Annotated in this window: 26 protein-coding genes; 1 reads left to right on the forward strand and 25 read right to left on the reverse strand. The window is 29.2% G+C overall.

Annotated features, from left to right (window positions below):
* Positions 1-8: 8 nt before the first annotated feature.
* The 12 genes from GQF29_RS04090 to GQF29_RS04140 form a co-directional block, all read right to left on the reverse strand.
* Positions 9-734, reverse strand: coding sequence for a putative ABC transporter permease (locus tag GQF29_RS04090; RefSeq protein ID WP_008788043.1), 726 nt, complete (start codon positions 732-734; stop codon positions 9-11).
* Between the two features lie 162 nt (positions 735-896).
* Complete coding sequence (locus GQF29_RS04095) at positions 897-1,967, reverse strand: tyrosine-type recombinase/integrase (protein ID WP_008788042.1); 1,071 nt, start codon at positions 1,965-1,967, stop codon at positions 897-899.
* 166 nt (positions 1,968-2,133) lie between these two features.
* Positions 2,134-2,379, reverse strand: coding sequence for a hypothetical protein (locus GQF29_RS04100; RefSeq protein WP_008788041.1), 246 nt, complete (start codon positions 2,377-2,379; stop codon positions 2,134-2,136).
* A 16-nt stretch (positions 2,380-2,395) separates the two neighbouring features.
* Positions 2,396-2,644, reverse strand: coding sequence for a hypothetical protein (locus GQF29_RS04105; RefSeq protein WP_008788040.1), 249 nt, complete (start codon positions 2,642-2,644; stop codon positions 2,396-2,398).
* A 4-nt stretch (positions 2,645-2,648) separates the two neighbouring features.
* Positions 2,649-4,199 carry a ParB/RepB/Spo0J family partition protein gene (locus GQF29_RS04110; protein ID WP_160340734.1) on the reverse strand — a complete coding sequence of 517 codons (1,551 nt, stop codon included), beginning with the start codon at positions 4,197-4,199 and terminating at the stop codon, positions 2,649-2,651.
* The gene (locus tag GQF29_RS04115; protein ID WP_117599200.1) at positions 4,187-4,429 is read right to left on the reverse strand and encodes a hypothetical protein; all 243 of its coding nucleotides are present in this window, start codon (positions 4,427-4,429) and stop codon (positions 4,187-4,189) included. The genes GQF29_RS04110 and GQF29_RS04115 overlap by 13 nt, the downstream gene beginning before the upstream one ends.
* A complete protein-coding gene (locus GQF29_RS04120; protein ID WP_160340735.1) occupies positions 4,416-4,598 on the reverse strand; it encodes a hypothetical protein in 183 nt (60 codons plus the stop codon). Before GQF29_RS04120 ends, GQF29_RS04115 begins: the two co-directional genes overlap by 14 nt.
* Entirely contained in the window at positions 4,582-4,827 is a 246-nt protein-coding gene (locus GQF29_RS04125; protein WP_160340736.1) for a hypothetical protein, read from the reverse strand. The genes GQF29_RS04120 and GQF29_RS04125 overlap by 17 nt, the downstream gene beginning before the upstream one ends.
* Positions 4,828-4,834: 7 nt before the next feature.
* Positions 4,835-5,089, reverse strand: coding sequence for a hypothetical protein (locus GQF29_RS04130; protein ID WP_054690541.1), 255 nt, complete (start codon positions 5,087-5,089; stop codon positions 4,835-4,837).
* Between the two features lie 256 nt (positions 5,090-5,345).
* A complete protein-coding gene (locus tag GQF29_RS04135; protein ID WP_008788037.1) occupies positions 5,346-5,570 on the reverse strand; it encodes a hypothetical protein in 225 nt (74 codons plus the stop codon).
* A 1-nt stretch (position 5,571) separates the two neighbouring features.
* The gene (locus tag GQF29_RS18345; protein ID WP_008788036.1) at positions 5,572-5,748 is read right to left on the reverse strand and encodes a hypothetical protein; all 177 of its coding nucleotides are present in this window, start codon (positions 5,746-5,748) and stop codon (positions 5,572-5,574) included.
* Positions 5,749-5,810: 62 nt separating this feature from the next.
* Positions 5,811-6,086 (reverse strand): hypothetical protein, encoded by a 276-nt coding sequence (locus GQF29_RS04140; protein WP_008788035.1) that lies wholly within the window; start codon positions 6,084-6,086, stop codon positions 5,811-5,813.
* Positions 6,087-6,258: 172 nt separating this feature from the next.
* Here GQF29_RS04140 and GQF29_RS04145 point away from each other — a divergent pair, with 172 nt between their 5' ends.
* Positions 6,259-6,507 carry a helix-turn-helix domain-containing protein gene (locus GQF29_RS04145; protein ID WP_017144322.1) on the forward strand — a complete coding sequence of 83 codons (249 nt, stop codon included), beginning with the start codon at positions 6,259-6,261 and terminating at the stop codon, positions 6,505-6,507.
* A 22-nt stretch (positions 6,508-6,529) separates the two neighbouring features.
* Here the strand turns inward: GQF29_RS04145 and GQF29_RS04150 are convergent, their stop codons facing one another.
* From GQF29_RS04150 to GQF29_RS04210, 13 genes are all read right to left on the reverse strand, one after another.
* Complete coding sequence (locus tag GQF29_RS04150) at positions 6,530-7,264, reverse strand: rolling circle replication-associated protein (protein WP_236916384.1); 735 nt, start codon at positions 7,262-7,264, stop codon at positions 6,530-6,532.
* A 578-nt stretch (positions 7,265-7,842) separates the two neighbouring features.
* On the reverse strand, positions 7,843-8,169 hold the full coding sequence (locus GQF29_RS04155; protein ID WP_160340738.1) for a hypothetical protein: 327 nt from the start codon (positions 8,167-8,169) through the stop codon (positions 7,843-7,845).
* 11 nt (positions 8,170-8,180) lie between these two features.
* Positions 8,181-9,299: an FtsK/SpoIIIE domain-containing protein gene (locus GQF29_RS04160; RefSeq protein WP_160340739.1), complete on the reverse strand. Its 1,119-nt coding sequence runs from the start codon at positions 9,297-9,299 to the stop codon at positions 8,181-8,183.
* Positions 9,300-9,305: 6 nt separating this feature from the next.
* Positions 9,306-9,842, reverse strand: coding sequence for a hypothetical protein (locus tag GQF29_RS04165; RefSeq protein WP_008788031.1), 537 nt, complete (start codon positions 9,840-9,842; stop codon positions 9,306-9,308).
* Positions 9,820-10,482 (reverse strand): M23 family metallopeptidase, encoded by a 663-nt coding sequence (locus GQF29_RS04170; protein ID WP_008788030.1) that lies wholly within the window; start codon positions 10,480-10,482, stop codon positions 9,820-9,822. Before GQF29_RS04170 ends, GQF29_RS04165 begins: the two co-directional genes overlap by 23 nt.
* Complete coding sequence (locus tag GQF29_RS04175; RefSeq protein ID WP_008788029.1) at positions 10,472-12,316, reverse strand: TraC family protein; 1,845 nt, start codon at positions 12,314-12,316, stop codon at positions 10,472-10,474. Before GQF29_RS04175 ends, GQF29_RS04170 begins: the two co-directional genes overlap by 11 nt.
* On the reverse strand, positions 12,317-12,907 hold the full coding sequence (locus GQF29_RS04180; RefSeq protein WP_054690441.1) for a hypothetical protein: 591 nt from the start codon (positions 12,905-12,907) through the stop codon (positions 12,317-12,319). It lies immediately after the preceding gene.
* Positions 12,901-13,173 (reverse strand): hypothetical protein, encoded by a 273-nt coding sequence (locus GQF29_RS04185; RefSeq protein ID WP_008788027.1) that lies wholly within the window; start codon positions 13,171-13,173, stop codon positions 12,901-12,903. Before GQF29_RS04185 ends, GQF29_RS04180 begins: the two co-directional genes overlap by 7 nt.
* A complete protein-coding gene (locus GQF29_RS04190) occupies positions 13,174-14,919 on the reverse strand; it encodes a pLS20_p028 family conjugation system transmembrane protein (protein ID WP_008788026.1) in 1,746 nt (581 codons plus the stop codon). It abuts the gene before it with no gap.
* 63 nt (positions 14,920-14,982) lie between these two features.
* Positions 14,983-15,246: a hypothetical protein gene (locus GQF29_RS04195; RefSeq protein ID WP_054690439.1), complete on the reverse strand. Its 264-nt coding sequence runs from the start codon at positions 15,244-15,246 to the stop codon at positions 14,983-14,985.
* Between the two features lie 58 nt (positions 15,247-15,304).
* On the reverse strand, positions 15,305-15,673 hold the full coding sequence (locus tag GQF29_RS04200; RefSeq protein WP_008788024.1) for a hypothetical protein: 369 nt from the start codon (positions 15,671-15,673) through the stop codon (positions 15,305-15,307).
* On the reverse strand, positions 15,670-15,984 hold the full coding sequence (locus tag GQF29_RS04205) for a hypothetical protein (protein ID WP_236916385.1): 315 nt from the start codon (positions 15,982-15,984) through the stop codon (positions 15,670-15,672). The genes GQF29_RS04200 and GQF29_RS04205 overlap by 4 nt, the downstream gene beginning before the upstream one ends.
* 56 nt (positions 15,985-16,040) lie before the next feature.
* Positions 16,041-18,243, reverse strand: a 2,203-nt coding sequence (locus GQF29_RS04210; RefSeq protein ID WP_236916386.1) for a SpaA isopeptide-forming pilin-related protein, incomplete at its 5' end; no start/stop codon positions are given.

The following is an 18,243-nucleotide window of genomic DNA, read 5'->3' on the forward strand; positions in this document are numbered from 1 at the left end:
TTCTCCCTTTATTTTTTCTTCTTATTTGTTAATGCAGGGAATGCTTTTAATATACGTTTTTCAGCAAATTTCTTTTGTTTTAGAAATTCCTGATATGCACTAGAATCAGTTAATCTAATTGTTTCTAAGATCTCTATAATACTCTTTTTCCCTTGTTCAAATCCATCAAGAACTCTTTGTGCATACTCTTCAGCATCCCTAACAAATTCATCAATACGCTTCTCTAAATTCGCTAATGTTGTGATAGTAATTCCCAAATCAACAAGCAAAATAGCACACAGTATGGTCGCTAGCATGATCAAAGGAACCTCCCCATGAACCATAATCATTGATAATAAAGTAGGTTGAATAAACTTGACTGCTATAACACTAAAAAGACCAAAAATCAAAAATCCTTCTAGACATACACGACCATTAACATTAAAGGCTTTATCATCATAATCCCACCAGCGTCTATGATAGAGAGCTTCCATTGCCCAAGAAGTAAAATATTCAATTACACAAGCAACAAAGGCACCTTCTATAAAAATAGATAAATAACTTTCTGATGGTGAAAATAACAATGAAACGACTAATGCACCAACCCCATAAATAGGCACTATCGGTCCATTTAAAAAGCCACTGTTCTTTATCTTATGCCCTGTCATTAAAGGGCAAATAAAAGATTCCCAAATCCAACCTGCAAAACCATATATAAAAAATGATATTATGAGTGAACTGACATATTTCTCCATATTTTGCCCTCCTATATAAAGAAAGACGTTACAAAAGTAACGTCGTGTTTTTAATTGGTGGAGCTTAGCGGTACCGACTTCGGTTTTACCAAAACTCTCTATGTTTTAGATATTTATTTATCTTTATTTCTACTAATAGTATATCATAAATAGCAATTAAAATCAATAATTAAATTCTTGTTTTTTAACATAGTTATATATATTAATCATATGTTTAATTTCACTTTCTTTATATGAGTCTTTAGTAATCTCTTTTAACAAAATATTTTCCAAATATGAAGTAAAGTTTTCAAAACCTAAAGTATTATCATTTTGTATAACTTCATTTTCAATAAGATCAGCCAACTCTTTTTGAGCAAAATCATTTGAATGTATATATTCATTTAATGTAACATCAACACTCTCGTGACCTAATCTATCACTAATTGATTTAATGTCTGTCGTTAAACTCGCAAGCATAGTCGCATGACTGTGTCTAAACCCATGTAAATTAATTTTCTCAACACCTGATAACTTCAAATATTTAGCCAACTTACGATCTAGGGCAGAAAAACTAATCATTTTATTACTTCCAAATATGTATAAATGATTAACTACATCATATTGTAATTTCATTTTAAAATAATAATTACTTAGCATTTCAAATAAAGTATCATTCATACAAATTCCTCTAATAGAGTGATTGGTCTTAGGTGTTGTTACTATTTGTCCTTTTCCAACGATTTGAACCGCTGTGGATATTACGTTCACAATTTTCTTTTCAAAGTTTATATTTGACCACTTCAACGATAATAATTCACCTTTTCTTAATCCTAAGAAATATAACATGTTAAATAACAATTTATCCATATCATCAGCAATATAACTATCAAACGTTCTAAAAACATCTAAATCCCAAATCACTTGTTTTTTATCAATTCTATATTGATCTTTTACTTTTTTTATCTTTACTAAAACATTTTCTTTTACTAAGTTTCTTGTTACTCCACAATCTAAAATTTGTCTCATTATACCAATAATACGATTTATATATTCTGCGCTTAAATTATCTTGATACAACATTTCTTTTTGGTACTCCCTTACCATATCAATTGTAATAGATTCAATATCTAAATTTCCAAATCTTTCATCTAATCTATTTTTATATCTATATTCTATACTATCAATCGTTGTTCTTTTTAACTCCAATTGAACACTTTCAATATACACACAATATAATTCTTTAAATTTCATAAATGTACACTCCCTTTTAAAATTATATTATTATTTTAAAAGACGTCTTCCATATTTTTCCACCGGTTTTCTTATTATATCTTATTTTCGACAATTTTTATTATATTCGTCATTTTATGCATATTCTTACTTTTATTATTTACAATTATTGGTAATAAATATATTATTAATATTTATTTACTTCTTTTTTACCTAAAATTTCATATCCCTCATATACCAGTTCTCTTAAAATTCTTATCATTTTTTCATCAATCATACGAACTTTATTAACCTCTACGACTGGAATAGTTGCGATTGTTTCCCAGCCTAAATCTACTTGATCGGTTTTTAAGATAGTATATTTTTCAATAACTTTATTTTTTGTATGTGGCATTATTTCAGCATACTTCTTATTTTTCTTATAATAAAACACTTTTTTTTCACCCCTTTCATTTCTCATGTTTGTTTTTAAAATATTCTTTTAAAAACAAATGCAATATATAGATATTTGTATCATCTGTACAAGGAATATTATTCTCATAATATTCCTGTATTTTTTCCCAATAAAATTTATTGAATTGATTCATATATTTATGTGAAAAATAAATCACTCCAACGTCTTGATTTACATAAGACACATAGTTCATATTTCCTTTTAAGTCCTTTCTCAAAGGTATTAATTTTATATCATCTTTCATAAGTTTAATCCTCTTTTTCTAAGATTTCTTTTTCAACCAATACATTATCTAAAAGACTTGCTATAAAGTTTTCTTTATCATCTATTGTTAAGACGATTTTCTCTTTATTTAAAATATTATCAATGTTATTCATGCATTTGAAAATATCAACTTTTCTATTTTCACACTCCATATTAATATTAAATAATTTGTTTTCGTTAGGACACGTATATCTCCAATACACTTCCTTTACTTCTGCTGGCATACGAATCAGCTGAATAGACAGAACGTTCTTATAAGAAGTTAATACTATTTCAAAAAAATACTTATTTTCATCAAACTGATTTAAAAATTCAAATTTTATATTTATATCTTCAATTTCCAACGATATCTTTATTTTTTCTAATAATGATGTCTCAAAATAATAATGAGGTAAATTTTCATAATTATTAAATGTAGGAATTTGATATTCTTCTTTTTCTTCTTTTGGGACTTCTGCATCTTCAACTGGTTCATATGGCTTTTCACGTTTTCTTTGTAATTCTAATTCTTTTGCTTTCCTTTCACGCTCTTCACGTTCTTTTCTCCAAAAAGCAGGCTCAATCATATGATAACTTATTGCAAAATCATTATCATGTCTCGTGTTATATTTTTGCCTTATATCACCAATCATCAAATAATATTCATCTTTTCCATACTGGTTATAATAATCGACCATTCTTAAAGCTGTATCTAAAGTTAATACTTCTCGATTCATGAACTTCTTTTTGACATCATCTACTTTTAATAACTTTAAATAATCTTTTACAGATTTATCAGCTATTCCCATTTCTTTTGCTATCCATTCATTCTCACGACCACTTGCAATTTTCTTTCTCTTAAGTTCTGGAAAGATTTTATGATAAAGTTCAACTTCTAGAATCTTATCATTTAAGGTTCTTTCATATGTGTTTATATTGTCTCTCATGAGCTGTAAAGTGAACATTGGATCAACATTCTCCTTATCACTTTCAAGCTCATAATCAAGCACATAGCATTCAATTTTATCATAATCGCTATCGTATTTTTTATTCAAAAATTGATATGCTGCATATCTTTTATTCCCTTTTTGGATTAAATATTTATCCTTGTATTTTACAACATGAATGGGATTGTTTAAACCGTCTTCATATATAGACAACGCTAAACGTTCAATGAATTCTTCGCTTGGTCTGCATGGGTTTAATTCAAACACTTGTAATTTTTCCAACGGTATTTTTACAATCTTTCTTGTTGTTAGTTCATTTGTTTGAGTATCTTCAACAATTGCCAAATCACTTTCTTTATCAAATACTTCACTTTCTGTTTTTTTATGATCTTCATTTTCTTTCTCCTCAAATTGAATTTCATTTACACCTTGCTTAATTAAAAAATCTTTAAAGGCTTGGTCTTGCTGCTTTTCTGTTTGATACTCATTTGTATCTAATTTTAATGAGTAACGTTTTCTTAATCTTTTACCGTTTTTATCAAAACCCCGTGAAATTCTTGTACTTAACGTTACTGTATCATTTTTTATTTTTCTTTCTATCTTACACATTTTTCTTTTTCCTCCATGTCATATAAGTATTTTAAAATAACCATTTTCAAATTATTAATATCTCTTTGCAAAACCCCTAAAGCACCACCAATAACAGATGTTTCATTAATGCTTTCAATAACAATATTTAGTAAATCGTTATCATCATTTAGAATTAAAGCGACTTCATCTAAAAACTCTTGTCTATCTACAGTTGGATCATCATTCAAAATTTTTTCAATGTTTTCCATATAGTTTCACCCTCCTCTTTAAATCACTGACAATCAATTTTGTTAAATAACAAACAATAACAATAATTAGAATTAAAACTAACAAAGAAACAAGATAAGAAACACTTTTGATAAAAACACTATAAATTGCAGATAATATTATTTTTAAAACCTCAATCAAGATTATCATTTTTTTCTTTCTCCTTTAATTCTTCTTTGACTAACACAATAAAATCTTCTAGGTCAATTTTTCTTTTCCTTTTGTTTTCATATTCCTTTTTGGCTTTATTATAGATTTGTTCATACATTGACAATTCATTGCTAATTTTTTCTAATTCTTTTTCACATTTCTGCATTTCTTTTAATATATCGCCCTTATATTGAAAATATCTTACATTACCCTTTAATTTTGTTTTCATACTTTACCTACCTTTCGATTAAATATAAATTCACAACCTTTTTATACAACTTTGAATATTTTTCACATTCTTCCAATACTGTTTCATAAAGTTCTTTAGCATTCTTTAATGTTTCATCTTCTTTGTAACGTGTCTCTTCTAATTCTTGCAATGTTATTTTTAATGATTCTAAAGAACTGTCTAACTCATGAATTTTTAAATGAATTAATGAACTACATTCCAGTAAATCATCTTTTGTTAAATCATTATCTTTATTTTCCATATTTCATCTTCTTTCTTTGGTCAAACGTGGTATTTCTACCACGTTTGACCCAATTTTTTATAAAATTTCAACTTCACAATGGTATGAACTTAAATCAAACTTGCTTTCATCTATAGCATACATTATTGATTGATAATCAATGCTATTACTTTATATACGGCATATTTTTTCATATTTTTATATCCTCCATCTTATTTATAACCGACACCTTTTTTTTAAGGTGTTTCGTCTTATTTCAAAGACTCGTCAGGGCTATTTAATGAATTGATTTGATAACTACCAAACAATCTAATAAATTGTCATTATCTAAATCACTCACGACAAATTCAACTACATTTCTTTCATCAACTCCAATTGCACCACCTTTAATAATTTCTTCTAAATCTTCATCATCGTTAACTAATTCTCCTAGATAATATTTGTTACCGATTTTTATCTCTTCTCTTTCTAATGTTTTGATATATTCTCTTGTTAATAGCATTTTATATGTTCCTTTCTTTTAATTGATTTATTAATAATTTAAGATCATCTGTATTTTTAACTCTCCAGCCGTCCTTGATAGATTGTTCTATCATATTCAATGCCATTTCTTCGGTATAAGCTGTGAGAGTTGTTTTTTCTTTTGTTACTGGGTTTCTTAATTGAATTTTGTATTCCATATTATTTTTTATCTCCTTTTTTTAAGATAGGCTCATTTGGGGTTGAGCCTTGACCTTATTTTTTAATTTGCCTTATTGTAAACGTATAAACGATTGAATGAATGATATTTGAAACTTTCTTTATCCTTTCCATTGCTAGTAATTAAATTATAGATATTAGGATATACTTGTTTTAATTTTTCTAATCTCAATCCTAATTCTTCATCACTACACTGTAAGCATTCAATAGCATTTTTTAACTCTGCTTTATTGCTGTTTGAATTAATACCATCAATACTATACAGTCCCTTTTCTGCTAACAATCTTTTTAACTCCAATAGCAATTCTCTTTTTGTCATTTTCATAACCTCCGTCTTTTTGTTTTGGCTTTTCCTTTACCTTACAATTATATTATATCACGTTAAACGTGGAATTGTCAACACATATTAAACGTCTTTCGTTGATTTTTTTATTTTTTAGATTGATAATCAAATGTTTAAAGTATATAATAAGTTAAAGGAGGTATTTATTTTGAGTATATTTAATAAATTAAAAGCATTATCAACAAAGCAAGGAATCTCACAAAAAGATTTAGCTACACAATTCAATATGTCTTATAACAGTTTTAATAATAAAATAAGAGATTGTGAAACGCGTTTTAATATAAAAGATTTAATCATCTATACAAACACTCTAAATCACAAAGTTGCTATACTAGATAATGAAAATAACATAATTGATGTTTTATCAATTAATGATTTAAAAGAAAACAATGACTAACTTAATAGCCATTGTTTTTTTATTAGCTTATAATGCTTATTTCACTTTCATCATCATCTTTTTGGATCAGTTTCATGTAACTGATGTTTCCAACTCTTTCAACAAAATACTCGGTACTAAATTGCACTTCATTTCTTGTATCGCTTAAAAATTTAAAAATCAAATCTTCATTCATAGAAATTTCTTCTGTTGGTTTCTTTAATTTCTTACTTGGGAAATATGATTTCTTACCTTTCACACACAACGTATCATCTTTGCTTAAGTAATTCACAAGATAACCAGATATGTCTGTATAGTCTTGAATCTTTCTTATATCTACAATGCCATGCTTCCAAACTTTATCTTGTAAAACTTTTTGAGGAATGTAAGGACAGTTGAATAACAATACGTGAAAGTGAATATCCTTTGTTGCTTTGCTTGGGTCTTCTAACCTATCTCCGTTCTGTATTTCCATAACAGCGATGTATTGAATTTTGTCGCCATAATTATATCTTAAGTTTTTAATAAATGTTTTAAACATTCTACACGCTTTCTCTCGACTTTTTAGTTTTGGACATGTAAGAGTCAAAAATTTATCTTGTTCTTCATACTGTCCTAAGTTGCTGTTTATTACACGTCTTAGTCGTTTCTGCGTTCGACGTAAATTGTTATCGAGTTTTTGAACACATACAAATTCTTCAACCACATCTTTCATCTCCTCTTCTTTTTTATCTTTCTTTTCATTTTCTGTAATATCCCAATCATTGATAATTTTCATTAAATCATTCGTTTCTTTTGTCTTTCTTTTAAAATTCTTATCTTTATAAATATAAAGCTCGATATGTTTTCCACTCTTTACAGCTTTATAACAATATTCTTCACGGCTACCCTTATTCTCTGTTTTGTGTCTTAAGTTGCACATTAATAAATAGAAGTAAAGATAGGCTCGCTACGCTCCCCTATCTTTGTGCAACGCTCCGCGTCTTTCTTTTGCTTACACCTTTGGTGTGCAAAAGACGCTTTGCGTTTCAAATAAAACGAGCAAACAGCCTTGTTTGCTCTCTTTTTGTACTTCTTAATAACATTTAGAATAAAGGCATTAAATTTTATAACTTGACAATTCAAAAAACAACTTCCTTTCTTTTATAAATCATTCTTTTCAATCAGACAAAGAAAAATATTTATGCAATATCACACTTTCTAATTACAGTTGCAACATAAACAATAAATAGAATTTGGGGGACACAATCATTTTTAGACGTTTTTTATTTCATAAAAAAAACAGATATTTTATGCCCCCTCATTCCCCCAAGTCATAAAATATCACGTCTAAAAAATGATTTATTATAAAACTTTTCATTCACTTTTTGATATTTGATCCATATAGTAATCAACTTTGTTTTTTAGTTTACTTACTTCATCATAACAATTATATGCCTCTTCACAATCTTTGTTGTCCGAACCAGTAAACATAAATTCATCATGCAAATCTTCAATATCCAACGCAAATCCTGCCCCTCTATCATTCAAACAGTCATTTATCAAAAACAATTCATATATACTAAATTCGCATAGAATGCTACCTTTTTTTGTACTTATTTTCTTTAATATTTTCAATAATATACAGAGAGTAGCCATACATACTATTAGTATCATTACCAAAATTACATAATCATATCTCATTTTTTCTCCTCTTATATTTTTTCACAACTTCTTGTTATAGTCTTAAAATATGGTATTCTTACTATGCCTAAATCAGTGCCGAGCATATACCAAGCCCACCCTTTTTCATCAAAACTTTGCACGTCATTTTCGAACATCATTTTATAGTTGGCTTTTGATGCTTTGCCTAATACAGCTCTAAACATAAAATTATCTCTCATGTCTCCGCTTATATATTTGGCATCTGCTCTTTGCATCGTAACAATTAATATATAACCACATGCTCGCCCTAATAAAATGATATCTGATATATCATGATCAAAAATTTCCTTTTCTTTCTTATTCAGCTGTTTACATATTGTTAAATATTCATCAATCAATAAAAAAACTGGTTTATAATCTTCATCTTCTACATATGAAGATATACCTTTTTCTGCCATTTCTTCATATCTTTTGTGCATTTTTTGGCAAAAATCAGATACAAGGTTTATTATTTTATCCTTATCGGCTGTATCATTTGCAACATAGCATTTAAACACACCTTTTACTAAAGCATAATCTATGCACTTTCCATCAATGCACCACACCTCATGATTTGCTGAAAATAGCCCACTTAGCAAATAACGCATAAAAACACTTTTCCCCTGTCCTGTTTCACCAGTACACAAAAGATGAGGATATTCAACCCAATCCCATTTTTTTAAACCATATACACTCGTTCCAAAAGAAACACTTATATTATCACTTTCAAAATCATTAAGAGGCTCAAAATCTAAATATATAGTAAAATAACAGTATCCCTTATAAAAACGTATGCCACTACATTTTTGACCTGTGTGAGCCTGTACACTGTCCTTAAACTGAATATACTGATTTTCATTTGATTTCTTAATAAAACGACATCTTATCTTTATATAATTGTCATTATATGCATAATAAGCCTTAAAGGTTGTTCTTGACTGAGAATCTTTTTCCTGATAATTGTTAACTTCTATTCTCACTTCATTGATTATACGCAACAGTTCTTTGAATTTGTCATAATCTTCTTTCAAGACAATACATCTTATTTTCTTAAAAATAATCATTGGTACTTTCATGAAATAAAAAAAGACTGTTGCAAAATCAATATATCTTACTCTATGAAATTTCATAATTCATTACTCCTTTAGCTCATCAGGCAATTCAACATTCTGATTATTGCCTCTATCGTCATGTTCGGCGTTTTCATTCTGATTGTCTGTCTGCAAACTTCCGTTTGAAAACGTAGAAGATGAATGACCTGTTGATACTCCTTTTAATGATTCAACAAAATCATATTTCCCTATCAGCTCATTAACAATATCTTTATACAATACAATTTTGTCTTTATCAGTTTCAACATCACGATAATTTGCAAATCTGACAATAACCTCATTCAAGAATTTGGCATACGTTTTATCACTCTCTTTGTCAGAAGAATAAAGCAAAAAATTGCTTTTATACTTATCTAATTCAGTTGGTGCCGAAATATCACTATAATTTTCTATAACCTCCAATAACAATGTATCTTCTTTTAAAGTTAAATCCTCTTTAATCAAATCAATTACCGACTTCTCAACTGTAAACAATGGCAACCATGCCGAGCTTGAAAGTATTAAAACGGAACCGATAAAAAAGGTTACAAACACTAACTTAATCTCTTTTGCTTTCTTCATTATTTTCCTCCTGTTCTTTATTTTCGTTGTTATCAATCTGTCTATATTCCCCTTGTTTAGGGAAATCAAACCAATCACGCGGATTAACCAAAATTTTATTTTCTCCATCTTGTATATGCATTTCAAAATGAAGATGAATACCTGTGGAATTTCCTGTCGTGCCCTGAATACCTAAGACATCACCTTTTTTAACATTATCATTCATATTAAAATTAGGCTTTAATGCCATATGCATATATCTTACATACAAACCTGTCACTTCATCAAAAACCTCTAATGAATTACCTGCACCACTCCCACTTGATGCTTCTGTGACATTTACCACAACACCATCAAAAACACTCACAATATCAACCGCTTTTGTTCCATCTTTTTTAAATGCCACCAAATCTATGCCCTGATGATAAACAATCCCCTGACCTGTCGGATTGCTACGACTTCCAAAATCACTTGTACATGTGTAATAATCAGCTAAAAATGGCAAATCACGGAATAAATAACCTGAATCATTTGAACCGTCGCTGCCACCACCAATAGAAACAGCACCTATAACAGAAGACATAATCACAATCAAACCTATTACAGCAATAAAAGGTATCGCAATGACAACACCAATTATTATAAATATTTTAGCTTTCATAAATCATCAGCTGTTCTTTTGAAATATCATGATGAAATCTTATTGACGTTACACCCTTTATATCCAATACCATATCACCCTCTTTAAAACGTGGTATATCCTGTAAATAAGAATATGGTATGTGTGGATAACTTTGTCTTATCATTGGAACTAAATTTCCGTCCATTCCCATAAAAAAACGATACGTTGACTGTTCAAGAATCGCCTGTATAACATGTGATTTTGCTGAACCATCATTATAAATAACGTCTCTAATACTCTGTGTTGCAAAAATCTGTCTACAAAAATACTTTCTATCTTCTCGAGATACATCTTCAATAAACTTCAAATGATCCATAGCTACAGATGAGGAAACAAAATTTTTTGCCTCATCATAAACAAGCACCAAAAAAATATGGTTTCCATTCGCATCTACATTTGTCTTGTTTTTCATCATTTCATTCCACATCAGATTATTAATTAAAAACATTTCTGCAGATGCAATTTCATCAGGATCACGTTTTATAGAAGAAAGATCAAATACGACAAACTGTTCATTTTGTACATTAAAATTTGTCTGAACATTAAATATACTTCCATAAATTAACGGATCAATAAATTCATCTAATTCACTCACAATTGTTTCTAAATCTTCCAATTCACTTTTTGCAAAAATAGATTTTTTACCATTCTTTATTCTATCAATTTCACACTGAATATAATTAACTACATCTTCCAACAAAGGAATCTTTAAAGCTCCTCTTTCTATTTCTTCATTAAAATATCCATATTGGGCATAGACCTGTTTACTTGCCTTAATCATTTTTTTAACATAAGCATTATTGTTTAGAAAATAAAAATACATACTTTTCATTTTTGAAACATGATATCGAAAATCTTCATTAAATGATGATGTATCACTCTTTTTCAATATCTGCAAAAAATTATATGAAAATTCACTATTCCCAAATGAAATAATTTTCCCATCATATTTCTTAGCCAAATGGAGAAAAGTTCCCTCAATGTCATTCACAAAAACTCTATGCCCTCTTAACAGTGCCTCCGTTATTTCATCAACGAGAGACGTTGTTTTTCCCTTGCCTTTGTCACCAAAATACCAGCTGTCAAAACTTTTTCTCACCTTATCAATTGTATACGAATTTAAACTCACCGTTCCTCCTGTTGGTGTAAAACCTAAAAATGAACCATTTTTGTCTTCAAAACTTGATGAATAATAAGGAAAACCTCTTGCGATTGTTTTTGCTGGAAATGGCTGTGTCAAATTAACATTAATATTAGATATTGCCTTATAATCCTCTAATGCCTTTCCTAGCTGTGTAGAAACCTTATAGCCTTTGTTTTCCATTTTCTCAGTGAGAATTTTTATCTTTTTTCTTAATTTCTTTTCACTGTCAGCATACACATACACTCTAATTTGCCCATCAATAATAATTTCATTGCCATCTACAATTTCTTTATAAACCATTTCTAAATTAGCTGACGAACTCATTGCATCAATCTGTTCTGTTCTTTTGTTTGTCTGTACATAAGAATCTTCATTTTCATTCAAAGAGGTATTGATTTCATTTGTAATATTTCCCTCATATTCCTGACAGTCAAATTTAACGATAATATTGCAATCCTTATCCTTATATTTTTTTACTAGATCAAGCAACCATAAATCTTCTACAACTGTATCATATTTCCAGATTGTTAAAGCTCCAAGATAACCGTTAGCATATTGTATATAATCATCTTTTTCAACAATTCCGCCAATAGAGCTAAATTTTTTTGAATATACTTTATTGTACTTCTTTACAGCTTTTTCATTTTTACTTTTAAACAGTTTTTTCATTTAATAACCTCCTCTTTTCTCTAATAAATAAGGATTGTAAGAAATTTGCATAACATTTAATGTTTCTACTTCACTTAATTCACGAAGAGGAATTGCATGGCACAAATATGTTTCAACGTAATAAATATACTGTTCCATTTCTTCCTTTGTAGTCGCATAAATAATCAAATAACATTTATCATCAAGTTTATTCACGTTTAGATCTTTCATCTTTCTGATTTTTATTTCTTTAATCTTCTGTAGATTAACATTCTCAACTTCATATTTATCATAAACACCTGTATCAATATGAAACGGTACCGAAAGATATATATTGCTGAATTTAACCTGCATTTTTATAAACTGATGAAAAGCTCCATAGTATGCCTCTCTTTCCTTTGAAGGCATATTCTTGATATCTATCCCCTGACATTCATAATACTTTGTATACCCACCTTCTTTCACAATTGAATACGTATCAAAGTCAAAACCTTTCACTTCCAATAAATCACATAAATGTGATGACTTTACTTTTTTAACTAGTAAAAACAAACCAATAATACACAAAATCATTATGACTAATGCTAAACATTTTACAATTATACTTACCATCTATATATCTTCCTCCTTAACATAAATTTCAAATAATCAATAACAACTTCATAATTCTTTTTCTTGTGATAAGGAATAAACAAATAGATAACAAATATTTCTAAAAATACTGTGTATAAAACAGAAGTTATTGGTGTTAAAAATAAAGGAAATATATAAATTCCTAATATTAAAACAGCTGGGATTGTCAGCCAAATTTTCATGGGGATATTAGCGTACTTCATTTCTTCTTTCAAACGCTTTGGTATTAAATTTAATCTTCTCATCTATAATTCACCTCTATTCAATTTATCTAGCAACATTGATAAATTTTCAGATATATCTTCAGAATTTTCGTCTCTTACAGTCTCTACCTGCTGTGATTGCTGTGATGGTTCTATTATTTGATCTTCATCATTTATCATTTTTTCCTGTGCTTTTTGCACTGTTTGCTTATCCTGTGTTAATACAGCTTTATCACTTAGCATATGTCTTCTCATCATTCCATCATCACCAGGCACATCATTAATTGCATCATCTGGTGTTACATTGTCAGGGGCAAAATAACCCTCTCCATTCTGTAAGTCAGGGTGAGCATAAGTAGTCGCTGCCTTTGGTCCTGAACCAACAAAAGGCGGTTGAGCTGTCGGATCAGGAGAATTAGAAAACGGTGATTGATTTCCATACTGTCTAGCGAATTGTGATTGTGGATCATTTCCATTACCACCACGTTGTCTAAAGACTCCAAAACCTCCACCGCCTGATGAACCGCCTGATGGATCGTTAACTGGATCACTTCCATCACCATCTTGACCTCCACCGTCCTGACTTCCATCACCTTGACCACCGTTATACGTTCCACTGCCAATATATCCAGAAGAACCAGCTGGATCAGAGCCACCATCAGGTAAATTATCTTTTATCTTATCCATACCCCAGCCACCAACTTTGCCAGCACCTTTCATAATTCCTCTTAATCCACCACGCAACGCCTGAGCCATTAAAAGTCTACCCACAATGCCCTGTCGTGGTTGATCTAAATTTAATAACTTAAATATAACCTCAGGACCTTTTACCAAAAATCCTGATAATACAATAACAAATACCATAGATGTTATCCAGTTCTCTATTTGCATTGCACTTGTTAACAATGATGTTACAAATTTCAAATTAAAGATATAAAGTAGGATTGCTCCTGTCATACCCAGCACCTGAGTAATAACCTGCTTGGTTCGATTTCCTGTCATATCCGTTGCAACAAACAATGGACTTAAAATTGACACAAATATAATATTAATGTTATACCAGCATATCTTAAACAAACTCATAAAAATACCAAATGCCAATATGATGCTAAAAAAGATAATTTGAAAAAAATTAACACTATAAATATATAAACCCTCATCTAATTTCCCGAATCCCCACCACGGAGTGGCAAGTGGTTCAACGACTGGTTTTCCAGCAACAAAAGCTGTGACTTTTTTATTCAATGGCTCCTTGTTCGTAGACGCATGAATGTTTATTGTTGACAAATCCATATCTGGATATGTTTCACTTATCAGACGCTTTGTATTTGAAACAACCGAACTTCTTACATCATAAATATTTTGTTTTAATATAATCTGTGCTGGATTGTTTTGTATCATTTCTGTTTCTTTTGCATAACCTTTTGTTGCCTCCTGTCCTAATTCCACAAAGCTCATAACACCAGTAAAACAGGAAAGATAAATAGTTGCGACTAAAAATGTACGGAAATATCCTTTACAGAGTTTGCTGTCAATCATTTTTAATATAGCAAATATAATCACTGTTAAAACAAGCAAAGACAATGATATGCCTAATATTTCATCAGCATATTTTTCTAATAAATCCTTAAATATATCTGCATCAAAAAAATCATCAATAGCACCAAATATACCATTACACATATCATAAAAAAATTTACACAAAGACCACAAAATACCTCTTATAGCATCTTGAAACAAATCTCGTATTGTTAGCAGTTCATAAACACTTTTAGATATATTCTCCATTTAAACTCCTTTCTTCTCATTTTTAAATCAATAAAAAAAGAGAATTAAATTTTCTTTAACTCTCTAAATACTTGTAATCCAACCGTATATTGCTGTAGACATTCCTATAATTACACCACCAATCACACAAAAAATAAGTCTCTCTTTTCCCTCTTCTCGTATTTTCTTACTAATCATTAAGCAAATTGCCCCAACAACAATCGATAAAATGCAAATTGCCCCACCAATACCTACAAGTTTATTTGTTGCAGAATCAATTTTTTGAGAAATCACATCAATAACAATTGGTGTATAATAATACATTTTTACTTTCATAAATTTCATCATAATTTTTCTTCTTTCCTCCTTATTTTTTTCGTGGTATATCTACCACAAATTGACCCAACTAAAAAATGGAATGATCGTTTCCAAAAATTCCACTTTCTAAGTTTTTGAATTGCTGTTGTTTCATTTCTTTATACATATCACGCTTTCTAAACTTAACAACCTCTAAAGTCAAATCTCCAAAACTACTAAAAATAAATTTAAACGTACACTGATATTCTTTATCCTTAAAAGTCTTTTCAAAACTTTTCATACTTATAAATTTTTCAATTTGTTTTGTTGTTAAATCATTTTGTATAAATTTCAGCAATTGTTGCATGATGCTTTTGTTTGAATATAAAAGAAGTTTCTCTAATTCTTTATTAGGAACTTCTTTTCCATTTTTATTATAAGCACCACTTAATTTTAAATAACGTATTTTAATTTTCATAAATAATACCTCACTAGAAATATAAAATCTAATGTGACCAATAAAAAAATGCTTATATAAACTGTAAACAATAAAAGACGGTCATAACTTTTTAAAACGACATATTCATTATAACCAACCTCTAAATATCCAATTGTCACCCCCTTTGCTTTTTCTTTATATTCTATTCGCAACAAACCGTCTTTAAGAATTTCATCATTATTCATGAGAATACAATTTCTTTCTATCATAAATGTGTTTGTTTCGCCTAGAATTATAGCATTATCATTTATTTTTTCTACAAATGGTACAAGATCATATTTACATATCATTACATTTTCTTTTTCACATATCTTTTTCATAATAATTTAAAAAGTAAATAGATAGACTACTTACTCTTTTTACACTTTCTTAATTCTAAAAAAATACAAAATGATGCACCAAATAAAATGACAAAAATACCAATTGCTGTGGAATCGCTTGTTACTGTTATAACTGGTTTAGGAATCTTTTCATTTTCAATATCAATTTTATGAATATCTCCTACACCCTCTAAATCATCATCAATATTGATTTCAATAACATCACGATTAATGATATACCCATCAGGTTCTTTTATTTCTTTTAAGTATACTTTTCCATAACGTAAGACAATTTTAGTTAAAGCAATACCTTTGTTACTGTCTGTTTCCAAAATGTCTAATAAGTGTGTACAATTCTTATCAGCAAATACAGCAAATGTAAAAGGATTATTGACAATCAGTTCCTTTGTATCCTTATCAATTTTATTCACCTGTAATCTTGTCAATATTGGTGAATTATAAAAATCAACTGTTAAATTTGGAGTTGCAATAAATTCAATATCTTTATCATTCTTATAATATCCCTCTACTGTTTCAACCTCTCTAGCAATATATGTCTTACCATAATCAAATACAAAATTCATCGCTTTATCATCTGTTATAAAATCATACACAGTTTTATCTGTTTCTTTTTCTATAATCTGCATATGAACACCCTTAACAAATATCTTGCTGTCACTATCTAATTTCCTAAACCTAACAATAGGCTTATCAATCATTTCAATTTTTTGATAATCCCTAACAATGAATTTTATATCATCAGCTAAAGTATATCCATGAGGAGGTTCAACCTCATGCAAAATTAATTCTTTATCTAAAGACAATCCTTTACTCATATGACTTGTACCATCACTTATCCATTCATCATATATCTTACCCTTTTCATCAAGAATCTGCATATGAGCACCTTTTATTAATTCACTACCATTCGTTTTTAATATTTCTGTCACTGTAATATCATTAAAAAATGGTGTTTCAAATTTCAATATGCTTGAATTTTGATTCGTATAGCTTGTATCAATATAGTAATTTAATTTGTAAGGTATATAGCCTACTGGTTCCTTGCTTTCATAGACCATAAATAAAGAATTAGGATCACCAATCAATCTCACACCATCAACAACCGTTTGACTAAATTCATGATCAATGTCATTATTCAAATCATCATCAATAGGCATCACTCCATCTTTTGGTGTTAAATCATTAGGCAAATCAGTAACAAATTTAACTTTGCCTTTGCTGTTTGATACAACTGTTTCTAATAAAGTTCCAGCTTTTACAATCACATCACCTTTATAGTTATAAATATCTCGATTGGCTTTTAAAGTTAATTCAGCACCCTCTACATAATCCTGCGTATCACTGTCCTGTTTAGATGTTTCAATTTCTACTTTCTGTCTTTCATTATAAAATTCAACATCTTCATAAACAATTTCAGTTTCTTTATCTTCATATGTTAAAGAGACTTTTTTCACTTCATTATTTAAAACAAAGCCACTAGGAGACTCTTTTTCTTTCACTTCATAATCACCTAAAGGCAATAACTTGCTTTCAGCTTGACCATCTTCATTGGTTGTTATTGTATCTACAACTTCACCAGCATGATAAAGAACTGTCTTATCATTACATGGATCAAGAATATCCTTTTCTGCTAAGATATCATAAACAGCATTTGCTAAACCTATTTTTTCATAAATAAAATTCTTCTCTTTTTCATCATAGCCTGTTAAAACTTCACCCTCTTTAGAAAGCTTAATTTTACCTTTTACAGGCTTGTTTTCAAAAGTAATCGTTACAATTGGTGTGACTCCATCTTCGGCAATATCATAGTCCATATCCTTTGTTAATTCAAATTTTAATGGTTCTTTATTCAAGAGATAACCCTCACTACAATCGATTTCCTCGAGTTGATAATGTCCAGCCTGTAACATTGTATTTAATGTAATTGTACCGTCTTCATGTGTTTCCCATTTATCAACATGAATATTAGGAAATTGAGACCAATCCACATATGAAACGTATTCATCTTTATCAAGATTCTTTAATTTATAAACATTTCCTTTTTTTAGGACTGTCTTATCTGTCTCACTGTCCGCTTTGCGAATTTTCAGCAATGTTTCAAAAGGAACATTATTCACAGTGACTTTCTTAATTTTATAGCCAATCTCATAAAGAGAACTATCTCTTTCAATTGTTATTAAAAAGTCACTTGCACCATAGTATCCCTCT

Origin of the sequence: Coprobacillus cateniformis (assembly GCF_009767585.1) — a bacterium.
GTDB classification, from domain to species: domain Bacteria; phylum Bacillota_I; class Bacilli_A; order Erysipelotrichales; family Coprobacillaceae; genus Coprobacillus; species Coprobacillus cateniformis.